The sequence below is a fragment of the Calidifontibacter terrae genome (genome assembly GCF_054778835.1).
On the sequence record NZ_BAAGZF010000006.1, the window covers coordinates 146,387 to 169,226 of the forward strand.

The 22,840-nt window shown below is 66.0% G+C and carries 25 protein-coding genes; 11 read left to right on the forward strand and 14 right to left on the reverse strand.

All coding sequences use genetic code 11. The features are described from left to right. The first annotated feature begins 24 nt into the window (after positions 1–24). Both ACYU98_RS08915 and ACYU98_RS08920 read left to right on the forward strand, forming a co-directional pair. Positions 25–1,776 (forward strand): DEDD exonuclease domain-containing protein, encoded by a 1,752-nt coding sequence (locus ACYU98_RS08915; protein WP_460467854.1) that lies wholly within the window; start codon positions 25–27, stop codon positions 1,774–1,776. Further along, positions 1,773–2,054 (forward strand): Lrp/AsnC family transcriptional regulator, encoded by a 282-nt coding sequence (locus tag ACYU98_RS08920; RefSeq protein ID WP_460467855.1) that lies wholly within the window; start codon positions 1,773–1,775, stop codon positions 2,052–2,054. Before ACYU98_RS08915 ends, ACYU98_RS08920 begins: the two co-directional genes overlap by 4 nt. Before the next feature lie 6 nt (positions 2,055–2,060). On the opposite strand, the gene trpD is transcribed toward ACYU98_RS08920, so the two are convergent. Together trpD and ACYU98_RS08930 are read right to left on the reverse strand one after the other, a co-directional pair. Beyond that, positions 2,061–3,122, reverse strand: a complete 1,062-nt coding sequence (trpD, locus tag ACYU98_RS08925; protein ID WP_460467856.1) for an anthranilate phosphoribosyltransferase — start codon at positions 3,120–3,122, stop codon at positions 2,061–2,063. A gap of 4 nt (positions 3,123–3,126) precedes the next feature. Further along, entirely contained in the window at positions 3,127–3,564 is a 438-nt protein-coding gene (locus tag ACYU98_RS08930; protein WP_460467857.1) for a response regulator, read from the reverse strand. A gap of 129 nt (positions 3,565–3,693) precedes the next feature. Between ACYU98_RS08930 and ctaE the strand changes: the two genes are divergently transcribed. Genes ctaE through ACYU98_RS08960 form a run of 6 tightly spaced genes read left to right on the forward strand, consistent with a single transcriptional unit; the run spans position 3,694 to position 9,287 of the window. After that, the gene (gene ctaE, locus ACYU98_RS08935) at positions 3,694–4,347 is read left to right on the forward strand and encodes an aa3-type cytochrome oxidase subunit III (RefSeq protein ID WP_460467858.1); all 654 of its coding nucleotides are present in this window, start codon (positions 3,694–3,696) and stop codon (positions 4,345–4,347) included. Between the two features lie 46 nt (positions 4,348–4,393). Continuing rightward, positions 4,394–5,185 (forward strand): cytochrome bc1 complex diheme cytochrome c subunit, encoded by a 792-nt coding sequence (qcrC, locus tag ACYU98_RS08940; protein WP_460467859.1) that lies wholly within the window; start codon positions 4,394–4,396, stop codon positions 5,183–5,185. Next, entirely contained in the window at positions 5,185–6,276 is a 1,092-nt protein-coding gene (gene qcrA, locus ACYU98_RS08945; RefSeq protein ID WP_460467860.1) for a cytochrome bc1 complex Rieske iron-sulfur subunit, read from the forward strand. Before qcrC ends, qcrA begins: the two co-directional genes overlap by 1 nt. Beyond that, complete coding sequence (qcrB, locus tag ACYU98_RS08950) at positions 6,273–8,069, forward strand: cytochrome bc1 complex cytochrome b subunit (protein WP_460467861.1); 1,797 nt, start codon at positions 6,273–6,275, stop codon at positions 8,067–8,069. The genes qcrA and qcrB overlap by 4 nt, the downstream gene beginning before the upstream one ends. Positions 8,070–8,112: 43 nt before the next feature. Next, the gene (locus ACYU98_RS08955) at positions 8,113–8,916 is read left to right on the forward strand and encodes a 2-phosphosulfolactate phosphatase (RefSeq protein ID WP_460467862.1); all 804 of its coding nucleotides are present in this window, start codon (positions 8,113–8,115) and stop codon (positions 8,914–8,916) included. Beyond that, the gene (locus ACYU98_RS08960; RefSeq protein ID WP_460467863.1) at positions 8,913–9,287 is read left to right on the forward strand and encodes a metallopeptidase family protein; all 375 of its coding nucleotides are present in this window, start codon (positions 8,913–8,915) and stop codon (positions 9,285–9,287) included. Before ACYU98_RS08955 ends, ACYU98_RS08960 begins: the two co-directional genes overlap by 4 nt. Before the next feature lie 71 nt (positions 9,288–9,358). Here the strand turns inward: ACYU98_RS08960 and ACYU98_RS08965 are convergent, their stop codons facing one another. The 8 genes from ACYU98_RS08965 to ACYU98_RS09000 all read right to left on the reverse strand — a co-directional run bounded on the left by ACYU98_RS08965 (position 9,359) and on the right by ACYU98_RS09000 (position 17,198). After that, positions 9,359–9,772 carry a cytochrome c oxidase subunit 4 gene (locus tag ACYU98_RS08965; protein ID WP_460467864.1) on the reverse strand — a complete coding sequence of 138 codons (414 nt, stop codon included), beginning with the start codon at positions 9,770–9,772 and terminating at the stop codon, positions 9,359–9,361. Further along, entirely contained in the window at positions 9,769–11,496 is a 1,728-nt protein-coding gene (gene ctaD / locus ACYU98_RS08970; protein ID WP_460467865.1) for an aa3-type cytochrome oxidase subunit I, read from the reverse strand. Before ctaD ends, ACYU98_RS08965 begins: the two co-directional genes overlap by 4 nt. Continuing rightward, positions 11,496–12,404, reverse strand: coding sequence for an aa3-type cytochrome oxidase subunit II (gene ctaC / locus ACYU98_RS08975; RefSeq protein ID WP_460467866.1), 909 nt, complete (start codon positions 12,402–12,404; stop codon positions 11,496–11,498). Before ctaC ends, ctaD begins: the two co-directional genes overlap by 1 nt. A 145-nt stretch (positions 12,405–12,549) precedes the next feature. After that, positions 12,550–13,239, reverse strand: a complete 690-nt coding sequence (gene aat / locus ACYU98_RS08980) for a leucyl/phenylalanyl-tRNA--protein transferase (RefSeq protein ID WP_460467867.1) — start codon at positions 13,237–13,239, stop codon at positions 12,550–12,552. Between the two features lie 8 nt (positions 13,240–13,247). Next, entirely contained in the window at positions 13,248–14,222 is a 975-nt protein-coding gene (locus ACYU98_RS08985) for a carbohydrate kinase family protein (RefSeq protein WP_460467868.1), read from the reverse strand. A gap of 93 nt (positions 14,223–14,315) precedes the next feature. Then, positions 14,316–14,699, reverse strand: coding sequence for a HesB/IscA family protein (locus ACYU98_RS08990; protein ID WP_460467869.1), 384 nt, complete (start codon positions 14,697–14,699; stop codon positions 14,316–14,318). 98 nt (positions 14,700–14,797) lie between these two features. Continuing rightward, entirely contained in the window at positions 14,798–15,832 is a 1,035-nt protein-coding gene (locus tag ACYU98_RS08995) for a glycerate kinase (RefSeq protein ID WP_460467870.1), read from the reverse strand. 1 nt (position 15,833) lies between these two features. Further along, positions 15,834–17,198: a M20/M25/M40 family metallo-hydrolase gene (locus tag ACYU98_RS09000; RefSeq protein WP_460468353.1), complete on the reverse strand. Its 1,365-nt coding sequence runs from the start codon at positions 17,196–17,198 to the stop codon at positions 15,834–15,836. A gap of 74 nt (positions 17,199–17,272) precedes the next feature. Here ACYU98_RS09000 and ACYU98_RS09005 point away from each other — a divergent pair, with 74 nt between their 5' ends. Beyond that, positions 17,273–17,878 (forward strand): DUF3043 domain-containing protein, encoded by a 606-nt coding sequence (locus tag ACYU98_RS09005; RefSeq protein ID WP_460467871.1) that lies wholly within the window; start codon positions 17,273–17,275, stop codon positions 17,876–17,878. Positions 17,879–17,898: 20 nt separating this feature from the next. Here ACYU98_RS09005 and ACYU98_RS09010 read toward each other — a convergent pair whose 3' ends face one another. Next, positions 17,899–18,084, reverse strand: a complete 186-nt coding sequence (locus ACYU98_RS09010) for a hypothetical protein (RefSeq protein WP_460467872.1) — start codon at positions 18,082–18,084, stop codon at positions 17,899–17,901. 82 nt (positions 18,085–18,166) lie between these two features. Here ACYU98_RS09010 and ACYU98_RS09015 point away from each other — a divergent pair, with 82 nt between their 5' ends. After that, positions 18,167–18,781, forward strand: a complete 615-nt coding sequence (locus ACYU98_RS09015; RefSeq protein WP_460467873.1) for a DUF937 domain-containing protein — start codon at positions 18,167–18,169, stop codon at positions 18,779–18,781. A gap of 73 nt (positions 18,782–18,854) precedes the next feature. Here ACYU98_RS09015 and ACYU98_RS09020 read toward each other — a convergent pair whose 3' ends face one another. Next, positions 18,855–20,015: an NAD(P)-dependent malic enzyme gene (locus ACYU98_RS09020; protein WP_460467874.1), complete on the reverse strand. Its 1,161-nt coding sequence runs from the start codon at positions 20,013–20,015 to the stop codon at positions 18,855–18,857. 255 nt (positions 20,016–20,270) lie between these two features. Between ACYU98_RS09020 and ACYU98_RS09025 the strand changes: the two genes are divergently transcribed. Continuing rightward, positions 20,271–20,816, forward strand: coding sequence for a bifunctional adenosylcobinamide kinase/adenosylcobinamide-phosphate guanylyltransferase (locus ACYU98_RS09025; protein WP_460467875.1), 546 nt, complete (start codon positions 20,271–20,273; stop codon positions 20,814–20,816). An 8-nt stretch (positions 20,817–20,824) separates the two neighbouring features. Here ACYU98_RS09025 and ACYU98_RS09030 read toward each other — a convergent pair whose 3' ends face one another. Then, a complete protein-coding gene (locus tag ACYU98_RS09030; RefSeq protein ID WP_460467876.1) occupies positions 20,825–21,622 on the reverse strand; it encodes a trypsin-like serine peptidase in 798 nt (265 codons plus the stop codon). 94 nt (positions 21,623–21,716) lie between these two features. Then, the gene (gene gcvT / locus ACYU98_RS09035; protein WP_460467877.1) at positions 21,717–22,823 is read right to left on the reverse strand and encodes a glycine cleavage system aminomethyltransferase GcvT; all 1,107 of its coding nucleotides are present in this window, start codon (positions 22,821–22,823) and stop codon (positions 21,717–21,719) included. Positions 22,824–22,840: the final 17 nt, after the last annotated feature.

A 22,840-nucleotide genomic window follows, 5' to 3' on the forward strand; every position in this document is an offset into this window, starting at 1 on the left:
GTGGTGGCACCTACCGTTCGGGGCATGCGGACGAACGACGGCTCGACGACTCCCCCACTGGCGGTGCAGACGACCTTCGACGACCTGGGAACTCCTCTGGTCGACGTCACCTTCGTGGTGCTCGACCTGGAGACGACCGGCGGTGCGCCGGCTGCCGAGAACATCACCGAGATCGGCGCGGTGAAGGTTCGTGGTGGTGAGGTTCTTGGCGAGTTCCAGACCCTCGTTCGTCCCGGAACCCCGATCCCAGCGTTCGTCTCGGTGCTGACTGGGATCAGCAACGCGATGGTTGCCTCCGCCCCGCCCATCGCGCGCGTGCTGCCCGCATTCCTGGAGTTCATCGGCGATGGCGTGGTCGTGGCCCATAACGCGCCCTATGACGTGAGCTTCCTCAAGGCCGCTTGCTCAGCCCTCGGTCGCAGTTGGCCGCAACCGGTCGTGGTCGACACGGCTCACCTGGCTCGCCAACTCGTCACGAACGATGAAGCGCCCAACCGCAAACTCAGCTCGCTGGCCGCTCTTTTCAGCACCACCACGACGCCCGACCATCGCGCGCTGCACGATGCTCGGGCCACCGTGGATGTCCTCCACGCGCTGCTCGGCCGCGTCGGCAACCTCGGCGTCCACTCGCTCGAGGAGCTGGTGACTTACTCGAAACGGGTGTCGCCGGCGCAACGCCGCAAGCGGGTGCTCGCCGACGACCTCCCGTCGGCTCCGGGGGTCTATGTCTTCAAGGACGCGCGCGGCGACGTTCTCTATGTCGGCACCAGCGTCAACATCCGCAAGCGCGTCCGCTCCTATTTCACCGAGAGTGAGAAACGCACCAGGATGCGCGAGATGGTCCAGCTCGCCCAGGAGGTCACGCCGGTCGTCTGTCAGACCGCGTTGGAGGCCCAGGTCCGCGAGCTGCGCCTCATCGCCGAACACAAGCCACGGTTCAACCGGCGCTCACGTTTCCCCGAACGCGCCGTGTGGATCCGACTGACCCGCGAACCGTTCCCCCGGTTGTCGATCGTCGGCGCAGTGCGCCCCGACGCCCTCGGTCACATCGGTCCGTTCGGATCCCGGGCGCTCGCCGAACGAGCCGTTCAGGCCCTGCATGACGTCGTCCCCCTGCGCCAATGCACCAAGCGACTCTCGGCCAAGGGCACCTCGACGGCCTGCGCGTTGTACGACCTGGGCAAGTGCGGCGCGCCCTGCATCGGCGCCCAGTCGGTGAGTGACTACGCCGGCGTCGCGCAGGAAGCCCTGCGTGTCCTGTCGCTGTCGATCACCCCGGTGGTCGACCAACTGAGCGACCGGATGGTCGTGCTCGGCGAACAAGGTCGCTACGAAGACGCCGCTGCCATCCGAGATCGACTTCTGGCGTTCGTCCGCGGAAGTGCGCGCACCCAACGCCTCGCGCCGGTCGCTGCAGCGGCCGAGATCGTCGCAGCCCGCCCGAGTCCGGTCGGCGGTTGGGAGGTGATCTGTGTGCGCCATGCGCGGCTCGCCGGAACCACCATCACCCCACGCGGTGTCGACCCGATGCCGTTCATCGACGCCATGGTCGAGACGGCCGAGGTCGTGACAGAACCGGTGCCGCCCAGCTGCGCCGCCCTGCCCGAGGAGGCCGACAAGGTGCTCGGTTGGTTAGAGCAACCGGGCGTCCGACTCGTGCGCAGTTGCGCCGACTTCGCGTGGAGCTGCCCGATCGACGGCGCGATGGGAGCGAAGGTCGCGCTCGAGGCGCGCCTCGAAGCCACCGTCGAACCGCGGACTAAGGTGGCGATGTGATCTCCGCCATCGTGATGATTTCTGCCGACGTCCACCGCATCCCCGAGGTCGCGCAAGCGATCGCCGAGATCGACGGCATCTCCGAGGTCTACTCGGTGACCGGCGATGTCGACCTGATCGCTGTTGCCCGCGTCAAGCGACACGAAGACTTCGCCGATGTGATCGCCGACCGGTTGAACAAGGTCGAGGGTGTCATCGACAGCCGCACCCACATCGCCTTCCGCACCTACTCCCGCGATGACCTCGGCGCGGCCTTCGCGCTTGGGCTCGACGAATAGAGTCGCTCAGGCCTGTTGGGTCGCAGCGATCCAGCGTTCGAGCGAGCTCTTCGCGGCGCCGGAATCAATCGACTCCCTAGCCCGTTCGACGCCGGCGCGCAGGGCCGACTCCACGTCGGGGTGATTCCCGAAACGCCCGCCCTGCCCGGCTTCGACGACCGCGAGGGCAACTCCGGAGTTCAACAGCACCGCATCGCGTACCGGCCCGGTCGCTCCGTCGAGCACCTCCGCGACCACGCGCGCATTGAAGGCGGCGTCACCGCCACGCAGCCGCTCCAGCGGCGCTTGCTCCAAGCCGAGCGCTGTCGGGTCGACGACGTGTTCGGAGATTTCACCATCGCGCACCCACCACAGCGACGAAGTCGTCGACAGCGTCAACTCATCGAGGCCGTCGTCACCCCGGAAGACCGCGGCGCTTTGGCCACGCTCTGCGAACACACCGGCGACCAGCGGTGCGACCCGAGCGTCGGCGACGCCGACCGCGCGGAACCGCGGGTTCGCGGGGTTGGTCAACGGGCCGAGGACGTTGAACGCCGTCGGCACGCCGAGGTCTTTCCGGGTCACCGCGGCGTGTCGCATGCTCGGGTGGAAGGTCTGCGCGAAACAGAACGTGATGCCTGCCTGCTCAACGACCGAAGCGACCTGCTCAGGCGTCAGATCCAGGCGTACGCCGAGAGCCTCCATCACATCGGCCGCGCCGGAGGATGAGGACGAAGCGCGGTTGCCGTGTTTGACGATCGTGGCCCCCGCGCCGGCACAGACGATCGCGGACATGGTCGAAATGTTGACCGTGTGGGCGCGGTCGCCGCCGGTGCCGACGATGTCGAGCGTGTCGCCGTCAATCCGAATGGGGCGAGCATGCGCGATCATTCGGTCAGCAAGTCCCCTCAGTTCCGCGACACTCTCCCCCTTGGCGCGCAGCGCGATCAGGAAACCGGCGACCTGAGCAGGGCTCGCATTGCCGGACATGATCTGGTCCATGGCCCAGGAGCTGCGCTCAACATCGAGGTCTTGCCCGGATACCAGCGTCGTGAGCAGATCCGCCCAGGTGAACGTCTCAGACGTCACCGGTTCAGGCCTGACGCGCGAGAGTGGCGATAGTGGTGCTGAGCAGCAGCGGGTCAATCGGGTGGGGAACCGCCGCTTCCGCCTGGGACCAGGAGGCCAACCAGCCGTCGGCTGCGCGCCCGGTGAGCACCAGGACCTTGGGGCAGTCGGCGATCTCGTTCTTCAACTGCCGGGTCAGGCCGAGGCCGCCGGTCTTGGCGGCCTCGCCGTCGAGGATCAGCAGATCGAACTTTTCCTTCTCGACGGCGTCGATAACGGCCGCGGCGGTGGCGCATTCACGCCAGGAGACGATCTCTACGTCTTTGGCAGGGCGCCGGCCAGCACCCACGCGAACGGCGTCACGGGTGGCGCTGTCGTCGCTGTAGAGCAACACCGACAGCTGCCGCGGACCGGCGGTGGACTGCGCCGGCACACCGGCGGGCACGGGAGCGTTCGAACTCATAACAGTGATGCTACCCAAGGCCGGATCCCGCGCTGGACCGGGGAACCTGAGCCGCAACCTGGTTCGTTGCATCACGAGATACAACCAAAACGGGGGTCGCTCGCGCCCGGTCGCTCCAATGGGGCCATAATGTCGGACGTGGCGACAGTAACTACAGCTCAGACGAGTTCTCCCCGGGTCCAAGGCGGAGTTACCCGACCGAACATGACAGCGGTCGGAACCATGGTGTGGCTCTCCAGCGAGCTGATGTTCTTCGCGGGTCTCTTCGCGATGTACTTCACGATTCGCTCGGTCGCACCCGACCTTTGGCACAGCCGCACCGAACACCTCAACGTCCCGTTCGCTGCGGTGAACACGCTGATCCTGGTGATCTCGTCGTTGTGGTGTCAGCTCGGTGTGTTCAAGGCTGAGGCCGGTCAGCCGGCCCGCACCGGCAAGCTGCTCGAGGTGAAGTCCTGGGGCATGCGCGAGTGGTACGTCCTCACCTACATCTTCGGCGCGATCTTCGTGTCCGGTCAGGTGATGGAATATTCGGAGATGTTCGCCCACGGCATCTCGATCAACTCCGACGCCTACGGCTCGATGTTCTACATGACGACCGGTTTCCACGGTCTCCACGTCACCGCTGGCCTCGTGGCCTTCCTGCTCATCATCGGACGTACTTTCACCACCCGGAAGTACACCCACAACCAGGCCACCGGCGCGATCGTCACCTCCTACTACTGGCACTTCGTTGATGTCGTGTGGATCGCTCTGTTCGCGACGATCTACCTGCTGAAGTGAGCCGGTGTCCGATGTCCGTTTCCGTCCCGACGACAGGACAGAGCCTGTGAGTTCTCTTGCCGCCCGCCGCCGCCATCCGGCCGCCCTCGTGGTCGTGTTGCTGCTGGGTCTGATCATGACCGGTGGCCTCTACGCCATTTTCGCGCCGAAGAGTGCCGACGCCGCGTCATCCACCACTTCCGCCAGCACGATCAGCCAGGGCAAGCAGTTGTTCCTCGCGAACTGCGCCAGTTGTCACGGCTTGCAGGCGACCGGTGGCCAAAACGGGCCGTCCCTGATCGGTGTCGGCGCCGCCGCCGTCGACTTCCAGGTCGGCACCGGCCGCATGCCGCTGCAGCAGCCGGGCATTCAGGCCCAGCGCAATGTAAACGGCCCGCAGCTGACCCCCAGTGAGACCGCCGCATTGTCGGCCTTCGTCGCGTCGTTGGGTGATGGCCCGGCGATCCCCAGCTCGGAATACACCTCGGGTGGCGGAAACGTCGCCAAGGGTGGCGAGCTCTTCCGGGTCAACTGCGCGATGTGTCACAACGTCGCCGGCTCCGGTGGCGCCCTGACCCGCGGCAAGTTCGCGCCGAACCTGATGGACGTCTCGGGCAAGCACGTCTACGAAGCAATGCTCACCGGTCCGCAGTCGATGCCGGTGTTCAACGACACGAACATGACCCCGCAGGACAAGAAAGACATCATTTCCTACCTGCAGAACGTGCGGACCGAGGCGTCCCAGGGTGGCCACACTCTTGGCAACCTCGGCCCGGTTCCCGAGGGCCTGTTCGCCTGGACCATCTTCATCGGGCTCATGATCGGCGCGGCCGTCTGGCTCGGCCGCAAGGCGGCGTGATGTCCGATCTCACTTCCCCCGCTGACAAGGAACATTCAGTGACCCACTCCGACGAGGCCACCACCGGCCACGAGGTCGAGGCTCACCACGCGCAGGTGCCCGAAGCCTTCGAGAACCCAGGCCTCCCGCCGCACATCCACCGTCACGGTGACAACGACGAGGCCGCCGCGAAGCGGTCGGAGCGTCAAGTCGCCACGATGTTCGGCCTGTCGATGCTGTTCACGTTGCTGTTCATCGTGTCCTACTTCGCCATTGGCACCGACGACATCGTCACGATCCCGTTGATCGGTCCGACCAAGGCCCTGCACACCGCTTTGGGTGTCACCCTCGGCCTGTCGATCCTGTTCATCGGCCTCGGCGCGGTCCACTGGGCCAAGACGCTGATGTCCGACGAGGAGGTCGTCGAGGAACGGCACGAACTGCGTTCCAGCGACGAGACCCGCGAAGGCTTCACCAAGATCCTCACCGATGCCGGTGAGTCGACCCAGATCTTCCGTCGCCCGCTGATCAAGATGACGATGGGCGGCGCACTCGGTCTGTTCGCCCTGCCGCTCGGTCTGCAGGTGTTGGGTTCGTTCGGTCCGATGCCCCACCAGGACCTCGAGACGTCGCTGTGGGACTACCCGTACAAGGGCCGTAAGCGCCGCCTGGTGCGTGACCCCGACGGAACTGCCATCCGACTGTCCGACGTGACGCTCGGCTCGGTGTTCCACGTGTTGCCGGAGGGCATCGACACCTCCAAGCACCCGATGAACGAAAAGGTCAAGGCCTCGGTCATCCTGGTCAGCCTCGAAGAGGACCTCATCAAGAGCGCGAAGCAGCGCTCCTGGGGCGTGGGCGGCGTTGTCGCCTACTCCAAGATCTGCACCCACGTTGGCTGCCCGGTCGGGCTCTATGAGCAGCAGACTCACCACCTGCTCTGCCCCTGCCACCAGTCGACCTTTGACATGACCGAAGACTGCAAGGTGATCTTCGGCCCGGCCAAGCGGCCACTGCCGCAGTTGAAGATCTCCGTTGACGACGAGGGCTACCTCGTTGCTGACCACGGCTTCCAGCAAGCCGTCGGACCGAGCTTCTGGGAGCGCGCATGAGTGACAACGACCGTCCGGTCAACGACCTGCGGGCCGACGACAAAACGGACTCCCCCAAGAAATCCGGCGGACCGGCCGTCGCCATCGGCAACTGGGTCGACGAGCGCACCGGCGCCGCGGGGGCTGGAAAGTTCCTGCTGAAGAAGGTCTTCCCGGACCACTGGTCCTTCATGCTCGGCGAGATCGCGATGTATTCGATGATCGTCGTGCTGATCACCGGAACGTTCCTGACCTTCTGGTTCGTGCCGAGCATGGGCGAGGTGACCTACAACGGCTCGTACGTGCCGTTGCGTGGCATCCACATGTCCGAGGCGTTCAACTCCACGGTGAACATCTCGATGGATGTCCGCGGTGGTCTGCTGATCCGTCAGATGCACCACTGGGGCGCCCTGGTCTTCCTGGTCGCGATCATGCTGCACATGTTCCGCGTGTTCTTCACCGGCGCGTTCCGCAAGCCGCGTGAGATCAACTGGATCATCGGTCTGCTGCTGTTCATGCTCGCCATGGTCGAGGGATTCGCGGGCTACTCGCTGCCGGACGACCTGCTGTCCGGAACCGGTCTGCGCGCCGCGCAGGGCTTCATCCTCACGATCCCGGTCATCGGTTCGTACATCTCCTTCGGCATGTTCGGTGGCGGCTTCCCGGGCGAGGCGATCATCCCCCGCCTGTTCACCGTCCACGTCCTGCTGATCCCGGCGATCCTGATCGGTCTGTTCACCGCACACCTGTTGCTGGTGATGGTCCACAAGCACACCCAGTTCCCCGGACCCGGCCGCACCAACAAGAACGTCGTGGGCTTCCCGCTCATGCCGGTCTACACCGCCAAGGCCGGTGGCTTCTTCTTCATCGTTTTCGGCATCATCGCGCTGATCTCGGGCTTGGTCTCGATCAACCCGATCTGGCTCTACGGTCCGTACGAACCGACGCAGGTGACGGCAGGCTCCCAGCCTGACTGGTACATGGGCTTCGCCGACGGCGCGCTGCGCCTGTTGCCGGGGTGGCTCGAGTTCACTCTCGGTGGCCACACCTACAGCTTCAACATCATGATCGGCGCCATCCTGCTGATCCCCGCGATGTGGACCCTGATGGGCATCTACCCGTTCCTGGAGCGCTGGGTCACCGGCGACACCGAGGAACACCACCTGCTCGACCGACCGCGCAACAACCCGACGCGCACCGGTCTGGGCATGGCGTTCATCACCTTCTACTTCGTGCTGATGTTCGCCGCCGGAAACGACTTGATGGCGATCAAGCTGCACCTCTCGATCAACGACATCACCCACTTCTTCCGGGCTGCTGTCTTCATCGCGCCGGTGCTCACCTTCATCGTCACCAAGCGACTGTGCCTCAGCCTCCAGCGTCGTGACCGCGACCTTGTGCTGCACGGCCGCGAAAGCGGACGCATCGTCCGTACGGCGGAGGGCCGCTTCTTCGAGGCTCACGAGGCCCTTGATGACTACAAGCGCTGGCCGCTGGTGGCTTACACCCGCCACGACGTTCTGCCGGCGCCCGCCGAGGTCGACAAGAATGGCGTGCGACGCAAGGGTGCCCTCGCCCAGAAGGCCCGCACCAAGTTGTCGCACTTCTACTTCTCCGACGTGATCAACCCCGTGACCCCGGCCGAACTGGCCGCGGAGCATCACGAGTCCGACGATCGCGCCGCCGAGTTGGAACGCGCGGCAATCGAGGGAACGAAGTCGCCCACGTTCGGTCACTTCCACGGCGCCGGTGGCGCTCAGGAGCTCGACTCGAACAACGCCTACCACCCGCGTGAGACCAGCGACACCCACTGAGGGTCCGCTGCTCCCACACTGACACCAGAACCGGTCATCACCGATGAACAGTGACGTCGAGGACGAACTGCTCCAACGGAGGTGGCCGGTTCGGTGCACCTGGGGTGGATCAGGGGCGCGCTACCTCGCCCACCACAGCTCGGCGCCGCTGTTGGCGGTCGTCGTCGACGTGTGCAGCTTCAGCACCACAGTCTCGATGGCGACCGACCGAGGCGCGCGGGTCTACCCCTATCGCTGGCGCGATGCTGGGGCGACGTCCTTGGCCGAACGCTTTGACGCCGTCCTTGCCGTGCAGCGCAGCGACCGCGGTCCGGGCCAGGCGCCTGGTCCCCCGTCGTTGTCACCAGCCTCGATCTGCGCGGCCGAACCGTTCAAGCGGCTCGTGTTGCCCTCTCCCAACGGCTCCACCATCGCGTCGGTCCTTCAGGAACTCGGCTGTGAGGTCGTGGCCGGCTGCCTGCGCAACGCTCGAGCGGTGGGTGACTACTGCGCCGAGCATCTGGCGAACGGCGGTGAGGTGCTCGTCGTGCCCGCCGGTGAACGTTGGCCCGACGGAACCATGCGGGTGGCGAATGAGGACCTGTGGGGCGCAGGAGCCATCCTGGCGGCCATGCCTGCGGCGTCCCGGTCTCCGGAAGCTGAGTCGGCCGTCGAGGCGTTCCGGGCGGTGAAGCGAACCCTGTCGGTGCGGCTCAAGTCGAGCAGCTCGGGGATGGAACTGCTGGCCAAGGGCTACGACGATGACGTCAACCTGATCGGTCAGCTCAACGCAAGCAACTGCGTTCCTCGGCTGATCGATGGAGCCTTCACCGCCGTACGCCGTCCGCGGGCTGACGAACCCACGTGATCGACCTCTCGGACGAGCAGTTCGAAGAGGCTGTCGCAGACGCCCTCGATGAGATCCCGCAGGAACTCTTCGATCGGCTGGACAACGTGGTGATCCTGATCGAGCAGGAGCCCACCGCCGAACAAACGGCCCAGAACGCGCCCGGCTCCGAACTGCTCGGGCTCTATGTCGGCATCCCACTCCCCGACCGGTCAGATAGTTACCTTTACGGCTCCCTACCCGATCGGATCTTCCTGTTCCGCGGGCCGCTGCGCCGGGTCTGTCGCAGCCGCAGCGACCTGGTCGCTCAGATCAGGGTGACCACGCTGCACGAGATCGGCCACTTCTTCGGGATCGACGACGATCGGCTGCACGAACTCGGCTGGGGCTGAACCACCCACCAGACAGCAATCGGCCGGACCCGCGAGGCGGGTCCGGCCGAATCAGCTGACGGCGAGAGGGGTCAGGCCGCGTCGTCGCCCCGGAAGAACTCGAAGGTCCAACCGATGACCGACAGCATCAGCAGCGGCATGGAGACGATGACGATCCACCAACCGACCGCGGCGCCGAAGACCAGCAGCGCACACGAACCGGCAAGAGCCAGCGGCCACCACGAGTGGGGCGCGAAGAAACCGAAGTCACCTTCAACGTCGGAGATCTCACCCTCGAGGTCATCATCGGGTCGCAGGTCGGACTTCGCGCCGGTGATCCGGAAGAAGAAACCACACATGAACAGCAGACCGGCACTCAGCAGCAGGCCGATGACTCCGACCGGCTCAACGCCTCGCTCCGAATTCATCGTCGAGACGGTGTAAATCACCATGACGATGATCACGAACAGGCCGATGCCGTTAAACAGGCGCGCTTCTGTCTTCATCGGGTCGTCTCTTCCTCACCACGGGAGGTGGCGATGCTGGCGAGCACCTGGTTCGACGCCCGTACGGAGGCCGGAGCGGCTTCCGGGTGGTTCAGGTCGAACGCGGGACGCTCGGAGCGGATGCGCGGGATCGAGTTGAAGTTGTGGCGCGGCGGCGGGCAGCTTGTTGCCCACTCCAGCGATGCGCCATAACCCCACGGGTCGTCGGTGTTCACCAACGGCGCGGTGCGCCACGTCTTCCACACGTTGTAGAAGAAGGGGAGCATCGAACAGCCGAGGATGAACGCACCCACGGTGGAGACCTGGTTCATCCACTGGAAGCCGTCTTCGGGCAGGTAGTCGGCATAACGCCGGGGCATGCCGGCCACACCGAGCCAGTGCTGGATGAGGAAGGTTGTGTGGAAGCCGATGAACAACATCCAGAAGTGGATCTTGCCCAGCGTTTCGTCGAGCATCCGACCGGTCAGCTTCGGCCACCAGAAGTAGAAGCCGGCGAACATCGCGAAGACGACGGTTCCGAACACGACGTAGTGGAAGTGCGCCACGACGAAGTAGGAGTCGGTGAGCGAGAAGTCCAGGGCCGGACTGGCCAGGATGACACCGGTCAGACCACCGAAGAGGAAGGTGACCAGGAAGCCCAGGGCCCACAGCATCGGCGTCTCGAAGGTGATTGAGCCACCCCACATCGTTCCGATCCAGTTGAAGAACTTCACCCCGGTCGGGACCGCGATCAGCATTGTCATGATCGCGAAGAACGGCAGCAGCACCTGGCCGGTGGCGTACATGTGGTGGGCCCAGACGGTCACCGACAGGGCCGCGATGGCCACGGTCGCCATGACCAGCGACTTGTAGCCGAAGATCGGCTTGCGGCTGAACACCGGGATGATCTCGGAGATGATCCCGAAGAACGGCAAGGCGATGATGTAGACCTCTGGATGCCCGAAGAACCAGAACATGTGTTGCCAGAGCATTGCGCCGGCAGTCGCCGGGTCGAAGACGTGAGCGCCCAGGACTCGGTCCATACCCAGGCCGAACAGCGCGGCGGCCAGCACCGGGAAGACGACCAGCGCGAGGATCGAGGTGATCAGAACGGTCCAGGTGAAGATCGGCATCCGGAACATGGTCATGCCCGGCGCGCGCATGCAGACGATCGTGGTGATGAAGTTGACCGATCCGAGGATCGTTCCGAAACCACCCAGGCTCAGCCCGAAGACCCACAGGTTGCCACCGAGACCGGGGCTGAAGGTCGCTCCGGAAAGCGGCGCGTAGGCGAACCAGCCGAAGGCTGCCGCACCCTGCGGCGTCAGGAAGCCGAACGCGGCGATGAGGCCACCGAAGACGAACAGCCAGTAGGCGAACATGTTCAGTCGCGGGAACGCCACATCGGGCGAACCGATCTGCAGCGGCACCAGCGCGTTGGCGAAGCCAGCGAACAGCGGCGTTGCGAACAGCAGCAACATGATGGTGCCGTGCATGGTGAACAACTGGTTGAACTGCTCGGGGTTGTCGACGATCTCCAAACCCGGCTGCCACAGCTCGGCGCGGATCATCAGCGCGAGCACCCCGCCGAGAAGGAAGAACGCCATCGAGGTAATGAAGTAGAGGTTGCCGATGACCTTGTGGTCAGTGGTGGTGATCCACTTAACGACGGTGCGACCGGGGTGGCGCTGCGGCTTGCCGCGCTCCTCCCCGAGTTGGGCGTCGACCGGGATGGTGGTTGCCATTACTTGCCCTCCACAACATCGGACTTCGTCAGGCCCGGCGGCAAATACTGCTGCTCACCCGGGACCAGCGCAGAACCCTCGCGGGCCATCGAGTTCGACAAGAACCCGACGTTCCCTTCGGACTTGAGCTGGTTGATGTGCTTGGTGTAGTCAGCCTGGCTGACGACCTTGACCTGGAAGAGCATCTGCGAGTGGTAGGCGCCACACAGTTCGGCGCACTTGCCCTGGAAGGTGCCGATCTGGTTCGGAACAACCTGGAACTTGTTCACCCGACCCGGGATCATGTCCATCTTCTGCAGGAACTGGATGACCCAGAAGGTGTGGTTGACGTCGCGCGTGGTCAGCACGAACTCGACCCGCTTGTTCACCGGCAGGTAGAGCGTCGGCAACGTCTTCTCGACACCGGGCTTGCCGTTCAGCGCGGCCTGGGTTCCCGAGTCGTAGACCTTCGCGTCGACGTAGTTGAAGTCCCAGCTCCACTGCTTGCCGACGACGTTGACCGTGACATCGGGCTTCTTGGAGGTGTCGAGCATCTTGTTGTCGATCTCAACGGTCTTGCCGAACAACACGGCAACCATCAACACCGGAACCACCGTGAAGAGGATCTCGATCGGCACGTGATAGGCCACCTGCGGCGGGAGACCGGTGTCGGTCTTCTTGCGGCGGTAGCGCGCCATGCACCAGAACATCAGACCCCACGTCAGAACACCGACCGCGAGGGCCCAGCTCCACGTTCCGACCCAGAAATTCTGGATCTCCGGCGATAGCTCGGTGACGCCCTTGGGCAGGAATCCGCGCCGCTGGTAGTCGGTGCAACCGCTCAGCAGGAGGGCGGCACCACCCAAACCCGCGGCACCGATCAGACGCTTGGTCGTCCGTGAGTGGGAGCGCTTCGACGTGGGCCGCACGTCAGGCTCGCTTCGATTGGTTCCAGGCACGGGGAAACCTTATCCCAGCCCTGGGCGTTCGCGCGGTCGGGGTCGCCGGATCGGCCTGTCGTACGGGCTCATTCCCAGCGCTCACCCAGCGGCCCTCAGAGGGGGCGCCACGCTGTCAACGGAACAGTGGTGGCAACGGTTCCGCGACCGCCAGACGGGTGCGTCGTCGGTAGTCGTCACGGGAGATCTCCCGAACCCCCTGAGCCGCGAGGTGCGGCGTGGACCATTGCACGTCGAAGACGGCGTGGTCCCCCGCGTCGTCGAAGACCATGTCGGCTGCCGCCCAGAGGGCTACTTTGCTGGCGTCGGTCTGTCGATGGAACATCGACTCCCCCGCGAACAGCGCGCCGATCGCGACGCCGTACAGGCCCCCGGCCAGGACACCGTCGGCGTCCCACACCTCGATCGAGTGGGCCCAGCCCAGACGATGCAATTCGCCGTACGCCTCCGCGAAGGCACCGGTGATCCAAGCGCCGTCGCGCGAGGGGTCCGCGCAACCGGCGACGACCTCGGCGAACGCCGTGTCAATGGTCACTTCGAACCGCCGACTGCTGCGGCGCAACGATCGATGGACCCGATGATTCCCAGGCAGCAGCACGCCTCGATGCACCGGTGACCACCATCCGATGGGCCCGCTGCCACCCTGGTCGAGGCCCATCGGGAAAAAACCGCCACGGTACGCCGCGAGCAGGGTTCCGGGGCTGAGGTCCCCGCCGCTGGCCACCAGGTCGTTGGACCAGTCGGCCAGGACGGCCGGGTCGATGTCGAAGACGAATCTCGACGGTGGCGGTTCGGTGGGGGTCATGGCCGAATTCAGCCCAGGTGGGGTGCGACCGCAGCGCGAGCCTCGGCGCCGTACGCAGCCTCGAACCGGTCGAGGAACCGCTCCGGGCGCAAGTTGTATTCCTGGGTTCCGACAGTTTCGACGACATAGGTGGCCAACATCGAACCGACCTCCGCGCAGGTGCGCAGGTCGAGGTTCCAGGCCAGGCCGCAGAGGAATCCGGCTCGGAAGGCATCGCCGACACCCGTGGGGTCAACGGCGGGCACCTTGCCGGCGATCGGGATTTCGAGCGGCTCCCGCCCGGAGCGGAGGATGACCGCGCCGTCCTTGCCCTTGGTCATCACCTGGCAGCCGACCCGGTCGAGCACCTCCTGCGCCGACCAGCCGGTCTTGGTGGTGACCAGCTGCGCTTCGTATTCATTGGTGAACAGGTAAGTCGCCCCATCGATGAGCTGGCGGATCAGGTCACCGTCACCGAACGCGAGTTGCTGGGAGGGGTCCGCCACGAACTTCATGCCCCGGGTGCGGCATTCGCTGGTGTGGCGGCGCATGGCCTCGGGGTCATTGGGGCCGATCACGACGAGGTCGAGCCCACCCACGCGGTCGGCGATCGGCGCGAGTTCGATGTAGCGCGCCTCGCTCATCGCTCCCGGATAGAAGGTGGCCATCTGCGCCATCTCGGTGTCCGTGGTGCAGACGAAACGCGCGGTGTGTTGGGTGTCGGAGACGCGGATCGAGTCGCAGTCGACGTTGTGGCGTTGGAGCCACGAGCGGTAATCGGCGAAGTCCTCGCCGACGGCGCCCACCAGAATCGGGCGTACGCCCAGGTTGCCCATGCCGAAGGCGATGTTCGCGCCAACCCCGCCGCGGCGGATCTGCAGGTCGTCGGCCAAGAAGCTGACCGAGATCTTGTGCAACTGGTCGACAACCAGCGAGTCGGCGAACCGGCCTCCGAAGGTCATCAGGTGGTCGGTGGCGATGGAACCGGTGACGGCGATCTTCATGATCGAGAACCTACCGGCCGGTCAACAAACGCAACACCGCAGGACTGCGCGACGCAGTCCTGCGGTGTTGTTCGGTCGGTAGACCGGGAAGGCTCAGGAGAAGCTGTCACCACAGGCGCAGCTGCTGCCGGCGTTCGGGTTGTCGATCGTGAAGCCCTGCTTCTCGATGGTGTCGGCGAAGTCGATCGAAGCGCCCTCGAGGTAGGGGGCGGACATCCGGTCGACGACGACCTCCACACCACCGAAGTCGCGTACGAGGTCACCGTCGAGGGTGCGCTCGTCGAAGTACAACTGGTAGATCAAGCCGGAGCAGCCACCGGGCTGCACGCCGACACGCAGTCGCAGGTCGTCGCGACCCTCTTGTTCGAGCAGGCTCTTGACCTTGCCCGCGGCGACCTCAGTGAGATCGACACCGTGGGCCTTGGTGTCGGCCGCGTTCTCGGTCTGGGTGTCGGTCACGTTGCTGTCGATGCTCATATTTCACGTTCCTTCGTGATCGCGGGGAAACCCGGATTTCGGTGCTGCGACTGCTGCAACCAGCGCTCGACGCAGTTTCTTCCCGGGCGCCTGTTCCCCTAGCGTACGTCGCCGCGCGGCGATGGCGTCCACGTGTTCGCTACCCGGCGGGTCAACCGCTCCAATTCGGTGCGGGCCTGCGCCGCGTCAGCGGGTTCGCTGCGTATCCACCCGGACCGCTGCACCGAGTAGGTTCCCTGGAGGCCCAGCGACATCTGCTCCCGGCGGCCCACATGCACCTCGTCGACCAGCGCGACCACCGGTGTTGCGTCGGCATTCGCCAAGCTTGTCGCGGTGTGCAGCACGCTGTGGTCCAGTAGCCGCCAGTCGAAGACCGTGGCGGTCGTGACGACGAGATCCGCGGCGGCGACGCGGTCGGGAAGGCCGGTGAGCGCGGCGCTGTAGGTCGGCGCCGGAACGACTTGGCCGCCTGTGGCCAGCAGCAGATATCCGAGTCCGCCGCCGGCTCCAGCACCCGGTTGACGCTCTGCCCGCAATGCTGCGCCGGTCATCAGGTCCTTCCGATCGGGGTGAGCAGCACGAACCAGGTCGACCCACTGACCCATCTGCCGCTCCAGATCCTGGGCGGCCTGTTTATCCAGACCCTGCTCGTCCACGGCGGCATATGCGGCTCCTTGGAAGCCGAGCAACACCCGGTCGGTCTCGGCGAGACCGACCAGGTGCTCGGTGGAATGCACCGCTGCCGGGTCGTCCGTTCCCTGAAAACCGCGCAGGAACGCTTGCCCACCATCGATTTGGGGGCAGTCTCCGAGCGCCAACACGACCCGGTCGATCCCGTCGTCCAGCAGTCGGCGCGCGGCGGCACCGACACTCTCCCCCGGCGCGTTTGCGTCGACGAAGGCGCGGGCACGGCCCTCGACGTAGGCCGGTAGCGGCTGCTCGCCGGCCACCAAGGTCAACGCGGCTCCGACCGCCTCGCCCAGGGCGGCCGCGCTGCCCGCTCGCCCGGATCCCTGCGCGCTGACGCAGATCTCGACGTGCGCAGCGGTGTCCCGCCACGCCTCGCAGACCACCCGAGCGGCCTCGGCTGCCGGCAGCGACGCGAACGCGTCGGCGGCGACCAGAACTCGCACGTCAGCGGTCGCCGATCCGCTGCAGCAGGAGCGCCTCGGCCACGCAAACCCGCTCAAATTCGCCGAGGTGCAAGCTCTCGTTCGCGCCGTGGGCGCGACTGTCGGGGTCTTCGACGCCAGTCACCAGGATCGCGGCCTGCGGGAACTGTTCGGCGAAGGCGGCAACGAACGGGATCGACCCGCCAACGCCGATGTCGACCGGGCTTTGACCTTCCCAGGCGTCGGTGAAACTACTGCGCGCGATGTCGTAGATCGGGCCTTCGGCATCGGCCGCGAAGCCGGCTCCCTCGTCGTCCAGGGCGATCTCGATCTGGGCGCCCCACGGCGTGTGGTTCACCAGGTGACGGCGCAGCAGTTCGTACGCGTGGCGGGGATCCTCATCGGGGGCGATGCGCATCGACACCTTCGCGCGGGCCTTTGGGACCAGCGTGTTCGAGGCGGTGTCGACCGAGGGTGCGTCGATGCCGATGGTGGTGATCGACGGTTTGGTCCACAGCCGGGTCAGGAACGATCCCGACCCGATCGGTTGCACCCCGTCCAACAGGCCGGACTCTGCGCCCAATCGCGCTTCGTCATAGTCCAAGTCGGCCGCGACGCCTTGCGACAACCCCTCGACAGCGACCTCGCCGGCGTCGTCATGCAGGCTTCCCAGAACTCGTACGAGTGCGGTCAACGCGTCGGGAACAGCCCCGCCGTACATACCGGAGTGGATGGCGTGATCGAGCGTACGAACGGTGACCGCGACGCGGATCATTCCGCGCAACGTGGTGGTCAAGGCGGGAACGCCCACCTCCCAGTTGGTGGAGTCGGCCAGCACGATCGCGTCGGCGCGTAGGTCTTCGCCGTGCCGTTCGAGGATGGTCGCGAGGGAATCGGACCCGATCTCCTCCTCGCCCTCCACGAAGATGTTGACGCCAACCGGCGGCTTGCCCCCGTGGGCCCGCAGCGCGGCGACATGGGCCATGACTCCCGCCTTGTCATCGGCGGCGCCGCGCCCGTAAAGCCGGCCGTTTCGTTCGGTCGGCTCGAATGGCGGCGATGTCCAATCGGCCGCATCGCCCGGCGGCTGGACGTCGTGGTGGGCGTAGAGCGTGACCGTCGGCGCACCGGCCGGCGCCGGCAGTCGCCCGATGACCGCGGGTCGGCCACCCTCGCGCACGATGCGTACGTCCATGCCCTCCGCCCGCAACAAGGCGGCGACAGCTTCGGCGCTGGTGTCGATGGTGGACTGGTCGAAGGAGTCCAACGAGACACTCGGGATCCGGGTCAGAGCTTCGAGGTCGGCGCGGACCTGCGGCATGAGTGCGCGCACTGCGCTGCGCAGTTCTTCGGTACGGGGGTCGGTTTGAGGCTCGGTCACAGGCATCACCGTAGCCACCGCACTGCCGGAGCGGGCGCGGGGATTGGGTGCCACGACGGCGACCCCGTAGAGTTCGGCTCGTGTTTGGGCGTAACAAGAAAACCGATGAGCCGGCGCAGGTCGCCACCGCTCTGCCTGTCGACGACGCCGACGGGCAGAACCTTTCCGGCGGCGCCGGAAAGGGTCGACCGACGCCCAAGCGCAAGGACGCTCAGGCCGCTCGACGGCAGCCGCTCGTTCCCGCCGACCGCGACGCCGCCCGCAAGGAAGCAAAGTCGCAGTCGCGAGTGCAGCGCGCCCAGCAGCGGGAGGCTCTCGCCCGCGGTGACGAGAAGGCCCTGCCGGCCCGCGACCGCGGACCGGTGAAGCGGTTCATCCGCGACACCGTCGACGCCCGCTGGAACATCGGCGAGATCCTGCTCCCGCTCATGCTGTTGATGCTGGTCATGACCGTGCTGCCGAACCGCAGCTTTCAGGTTGCCGCGTTGTTCTTGGTGTGGATCGTGCTGGCCTTCGGCATCATCGACAGCTGGCTGCTCTGGCGCCGCCTGAAGAAGCGCATCCACGAGCGTTTCAACGAGGACCCGCCCCGTGGCGCGGCAATGTACGCGATCATGCGCGCCATGCAGATGCGGATGTCCCGCATGCCGAAGCCGCAGGTCAAGCGCGGCGACAAGCCGCGCTGATCGCTCAGGGTTCGAGCGACTCAGGGTTCGAGCGACATGGGCCCGTAGACCGGTTCTTCATCGACCCGCAGGGTCACCGCACGAACACCGGCGTCGGCCAGTTCCTGCCAGCTCTCCCCCAGCCATGCCTCCGCCTCGGCGCGGGTAGGGAACACCACCGAAGCGCGCTCTTCACCGCCGTCGTAGCTCCACGTCCAGTTGCTCACGCACCCCACCGTACGGCTGAATCGTCCTAGGGTGATCGGTGCAGGTCGTCAACGGTGACGACTCTTGGGAGGAGAACGACAGATGAGTGCTGTGCAAGACATCATGGGTCAGGTTCCAATCGACCAACTGGCTCAGCAGGTCGGGGCCGACGAGCAGTCGACCCGCGCCGCCGTTGAACAACTCGTGCCCACCTTGCTCGGTGGTCTGAACGCCAACGCCCAGGACCCCGCCGGTCAGCAGTCGCTACTCGACGCGCTGAGTGACCACCAGGGTGGAACCCCGTCGGTCGACTCCGTCGACACCGGTGATGGCCAGCAGATCGTCGACAACGTCTTCGGCGGAAACACCGACCAAGTCGTGAACCACCTCGGTGGACTCAGCGGCGGAGCCGGCAGCGACCTCCTCAAGAAAATCTTGCCGATCCTCGCCCCGATCGTGCTCAGCTACCTCTCGGGCAAGGTCCTCGGCGGCGGTGCGGGCGCGCCGAGCGGCGGCCAGGCGACCACCGACCAGACGCAGCAGCAGCCGGGCGCCACCGGCGGCACAGCACCGGCAGGCACCTCGGGCGGCGGACTGGGCGACATTCTCGGCCAGGTCCTCGGTGGCGCAACCGGCGGCCAGGGCGGCGCCTCCGGAGGGCTCGGCGGTGGGCTCGGCGACATCCTCGGCGGCCTTCTGGGCGGCGGCAAGCGCTGATTTTCCCCGCACCGCAACGAAAGCGGGGCTCCACCCGAAATCGGGTGGAGCGCCGCTTCGTACGGGGTCGGACTTAGGCGAGGTCGGCGACTGCCTGCGCCACCGCCGGGGCGACACGCTCGTCGAACACCGACGGCACGATCTCCTCGGCAGTGGGGTTCTCCACCAGCCCGGCGATCGCTTCTGCGGCGGCGATCTTCATCGCCTCAGTGATCTGCGGTGCACCCGAGTCGAGCACCCCACGGAACAAGCCGGGGAACGCCAAGACGTTGTTGATCTGGTTCGGGAAGTCCGACCGACCGGTCGCCACCACTGCTGCGTATTTGTGCGCCAGGTCGGGGTGAACTTCCGGGTCCGGATTGGCCAGCGCGAAGATGATGCAGTTCTCGGCCATCTTGGCGATGTCGGACTCGGCGATGGTGCCGCCGGAAACACCGACATAGACGTCGGCGTCCAGCAGCGCGTCACCGATCTTGCCGCGCAACCCGAGCGGGTTGGTCGTGGCGGCGAGCCGACGCTTGTGGTCCTGCAGGTCGTCGCGGTGTGGCTCGATGATGCCCTTCGAGTCGCAGACGATCAGGTCGGTGATGCCCGCACGCTTGAAGATGTTCGCGATCGCCACTCCGGCAGCTCCCGCGCCGCCGATGACGACCCGCAGCGCGGACAACTCGCGACCAGTCACCTTCGCGGCGTTCAGGAGGGCAGCGAGCGCCACGATCGCGGTGCCGTGCTGGTCGTCATGGAACACCGGTATGTCCAGGCGTTCCTTCAGCTGGCGCTCGATCTCGAAGCAGCGCGGCGCCGAGATGTCCTCCAGGTTGATACCGCCGTACGTCGGGGCCAGGCGCACGACCGCTTCGACGATCTCCTCCACGGTGCCCGTTTCCAGGCAGACCGGGACGGAGTCGACGTTGCCGAAGTGCTTGAACAGCACCGACTTTCCCTCCATCACCGGCAACGCGGCGACCGGGCCGATGTTGCCCAGGCCGAGCACGGCAGTGCCGTCGGTGACCACAGCAACGGTGTTACGGCGGGTCGTGTAGCGGAACGACAGCGAGGGGTCCTGCGCGATGGCGCGGCAGACGTCGGCGACGCCTGGGGTGTAGAGCAGCGCGAGGTCCTTGCGGTCGCGCAGCGGCTTGCTCGGGACTGACTCCAGCTTGCCGCCCTCGTGGGCAGCAAAAACAGGGCCAGTGGTGTCAGGGGTAGGAATGTGATCGGTCATGGCAGACATAAGAGTCTCCACCCTCCGGTGAGGTCGGCTTGTCGAGAAGCCGGCAGCGTGCGCCGGGTTGGCAGACGTATCTGGCATGCCCAGGGTCTTGGGCGAGATGACGTCACGCGATCGCGGGGGTGGAAGCGATCAGATCGCCAAGGATGCCACAGGCCGCGCCATCATGGGTGGTCCTCGACCACCATGCGGGCGTGTCGCCTCCCACCTGGGCGCACTAGGCTGTCCGGCGGATCAGCAGCCGTGAGAGGGAGAAGCATGTCGACCACCTTGGTTCTCGGAGGTACGCGCACCGGGAAAACCCGTTATGCCACCCAGCTGCTGACCGGCCGCGATGCGGTGACCGTCATCCGCGCCAGCGAAGCGCGGCAGACGGACTCCGCCGAACAGATTCACGGCCCGCGCGAGGTCACCGAGCTTCCGCACGGATGGACCGTGGCCAACTCCCTCGAGGTAACCCGCACCATTCTGCGCGGCCGAACCCCGGTTCTGGTCGACTGCCTCGGAACGTGGGTGCTCGGGCTGATCGACTCCGCGAACGCGTGGGGAGATCGAACGCGCGCTCTGAAGATCACCGAGGACGCCGCCCACGAGTTGGCTGCCCTGTGGGCTGATGCCCCGTTCGACTGCGTTGCCGTCTCTCACGAGGTGGGCATGGGCGCTGTTCCGACCGATGACCGCGGCGCGATCTATCGCGACGCTCTCGGCCGGGTGAACGCCATCATCGGTGCGGCGAGCAACCGGGTTCACGTTCTCATTGCCGGACGGGTTCTCGACCTGACCAACGCGCCGTTGATCGGCTGACCGGCCGATCAGGAGCAGCCGTCGCTGCCGGCCTGCGGCACGGAGTCAGGAGCATCGCCAGCCTCTGCCCGCACCATCAGGCCGAACACGTCTTGCCCGAACACTGGCGAATATGAGGTGCGTTCGTCGCACCCGCCCTGGTGAAGGCCACCGACCACACCGACCACGGTCGGCATCGCATGGTCGGAGGTGTTGACCAACCAGGGGCTCCCGCTGCTGCCACCCACATAACCGGAGCAGTTATGTGTCGGGAAACCCTGGGTGTAACTGACGGTGACCCGGCAGCCGATCGGGTCGTCGTCCTTGCCCGCGTTGTAGGCGACGGCCTGAACGGCTTGTCCGTTCGCGGGCGCCCGGCCCAATGTTTCCCCGCCCACGACGTCCTGCACCCCGACCTCCGCGCCATCTCGTTCCTGCCGAGCGACAGCCAGGATGGCGAAGTCAGACTGCGGGTCCTGACGGGACTTCCAGGCGGGATCAACGAACGCCTGAGTCACCGACCAGGTGCCGTAGGGAGCCCGCCCGCCGGTGTAACCCGGCGCGAACGTGATCCCCTTGCCCGTTCCCAGAACGCAGTGCGCAGCGGTGAGAATCAGGTCGCCGCGAGTGCTGGCCAAGACGCTGGCCGTGCAGTCGTGGTCGGCGGCCAACCCATGGGAGAACAGCGCGCCGACGGCTGGAGCCGGCATCGAGGGCTCAGCAATGTGAGCCGCCGGTTCCGCTGTTCGGTCTTGGCCCGCGCCGAGCAGCAGCGCTGCCAGGATCGGCGCCATCGTTACCCACCCCACGGCGCGCAGGGAAGCCATCGGTCGCACGTAAACTCCGCTCGGCGTTCATGGCCCGCTCCGGCGGGCGCTCGAGGGCAGGTTACGCGCGCTGTCCGCGAATTCGCCGAAACAGCTAGTCGGTCTCCACCACCACGAACGGCGGCTTGACCACCGTCGCGGCCAGTTCCCGACCTCGTACGTCGATAACGACCTGATCGCCCTCGGCCACTTCGCGGTCCAACAACGCCAGCGCGATGCCCTGCTTCAGGGTTGGCGACATGGTGCCCGAGGTGACCTCGCCGATGACCGCACCATCAGCATTCTTGACCTCGCAGTGAGCGCGCGGAATGCCGCGACCGGTCGCCAACAGGCCCCAGGTCAGGCGGCAGTCCTTGGCCGCCTTCTGCGCCTCGAGCGCTGCTTTGCCCCAGAACGCGTCCTTCTTCCAACCGACGGCCCAGCCGGCGCGCGCCATGTTCGGTGTGATGTCCATCGACAGATCGTTGCCGTGCAGCGGGTAGCCCATTTCGGTGCGCAGCGTGTCGCGCGCGCCGAGGCCACACGGCAGACCGTCGTAGGCCACCATCGCCTCGATCAGCGCGTCCCAGAGGGCCGGCGCGTCGTTCCACCGCGGGACGAGTTCGAATCCCTTTTCGCCCGTGTAGCCCGAGCGCAGCACGATGACCGGAACACCGTTCCAGTCGGCCGTGGTAAACGACATATAGGCCAGGTCGGTCGGCAGGCCGAGGGCTTCAACGACCTCGAAAGACTTCGGACCTTGTACGGCGATCACTGCGTAGTCGGTGTGCTGATCGGTGATCGTGATGCCGTCGGGCGCCTGCTCGTTCATCCGGCGTACGACCTCGGCGGTGTTTGCCGCGTTCGGCACCAAGAAGACCTCGTCGTCACCGTGCAGGTATTGGATGAGGTCGTCGACGACGCCGCCGGTCTTCTGGTCGCAACACATCGTGTACTGCGCCTTGGGTGGTTCGATTTTGCGCAGGTCGTTGGTGAAACAGGAGTTCACGAAGTCGGCGGCGCCGGGGCCTTTCACCAACGCCTTGCCGAGGTGGCTGACGTCGAAGATGCCGACCCGCTCACGTACGGCTGTGTGTTCGCGCAGCACCCCACCGCCGGGATATTCGATCGGCATATCCCACCCGCCGAAGTCGGCCATCTTCGCGCCGAGGGCAACGTGGCGGTCATGCAGCGGGGATGTCTTGCGGGCAGCGTCGCTCATGCCGTCAAACCTATCGC

What these genes read in the sequence shown, in the direction of transcription:
- ACYU98_RS08915 (WP_460467854.1), top strand. Translation starts at nt 25, where the DNA reads ATGCGGACGAACGACGGCTCGACGACTCCCCCACTGGCGGTGCAGACG.
- ACYU98_RS08930 (WP_460467857.1), bottom strand. Translation starts at nt 3,564, where the DNA reads ATGAGTTCGAACGCTCCCGTGCCCGCCGGTGTGCCGGCGCAGTCCACC.
- ctaE (WP_460467858.1), top strand. Translation starts at nt 3,694, where the DNA reads ATGTCGGACGTGGCGACAGTAACTACAGCTCAGACGAGTTCTCCCCGG.
- qcrA (WP_460467860.1), top strand. Translation starts at nt 5,185, where the DNA reads ATGTCCGATCTCACTTCCCCCGCTGACAAGGAACATTCAGTGACCCAC.
- qcrB (WP_460467861.1), top strand. Translation starts at nt 6,273, where the DNA reads ATGAGTGACAACGACCGTCCGGTCAACGACCTGCGGGCCGACGACAAA.
- ACYU98_RS08955 (WP_460467862.1), top strand. Translation starts at nt 8,113, where the DNA reads ATGAACAGTGACGTCGAGGACGAACTGCTCCAACGGAGGTGGCCGGTT.
- ACYU98_RS08965 (WP_460467864.1), bottom strand. Translation starts at nt 9,772, where the DNA reads ATGAAGACAGAAGCGCGCCTGTTTAACGGCATCGGCCTGTTCGTGATC.
- ctaD (WP_460467865.1), bottom strand. Translation starts at nt 11,496, where the DNA reads ATGGCAACCACCATCCCGGTCGACGCCCAACTCGGGGAGGAGCGCGGC.
- aat (WP_460467867.1), bottom strand. Translation starts at nt 13,239, where the DNA reads ATGACCCCCACCGAACCGCCACCGTCGAGATTCGTCTTCGACATCGAC.
- ACYU98_RS08985 (WP_460467868.1), bottom strand. Translation starts at nt 14,222, where the DNA reads ATGAAGATCGCCGTCACCGGTTCCATCGCCACCGACCACCTGATGACC.
- ACYU98_RS08990 (WP_460467869.1), bottom strand. Translation starts at nt 14,699, where the DNA reads ATGAGCATCGACAGCAACGTGACCGACACCCAGACCGAGAACGCGGCC.
- ACYU98_RS09000 (WP_460468353.1), bottom strand. Translation starts at nt 17,198, where the DNA reads ATGCCTGTGACCGAGCCTCAAACCGACCCCCGTACCGAAGAACTGCGC.
- ACYU98_RS09015 (WP_460467873.1), top strand. Translation starts at nt 18,167, where the DNA reads ATGAGTGCTGTGCAAGACATCATGGGTCAGGTTCCAATCGACCAACTG.
- ACYU98_RS09020 (WP_460467874.1), bottom strand. Translation starts at nt 20,015, where the DNA reads ATGTCTGCCATGACCGATCACATTCCTACCCCTGACACCACTGGCCCT.
- ACYU98_RS09025 (WP_460467875.1), top strand. Translation starts at nt 20,271, where the DNA reads ATGTCGACCACCTTGGTTCTCGGAGGTACGCGCACCGGGAAAACCCGT.
- ACYU98_RS09030 (WP_460467876.1), bottom strand. Translation starts at nt 21,622, where the DNA reads ATGGCTTCCCTGCGCGCCGTGGGGTGGGTAACGATGGCGCCGATCCTG.
- gcvT (WP_460467877.1), bottom strand. Translation starts at nt 22,823, where the DNA reads ATGAGCGACGCTGCCCGCAAGACATCCCCGCTGCATGACCGCCACGTT.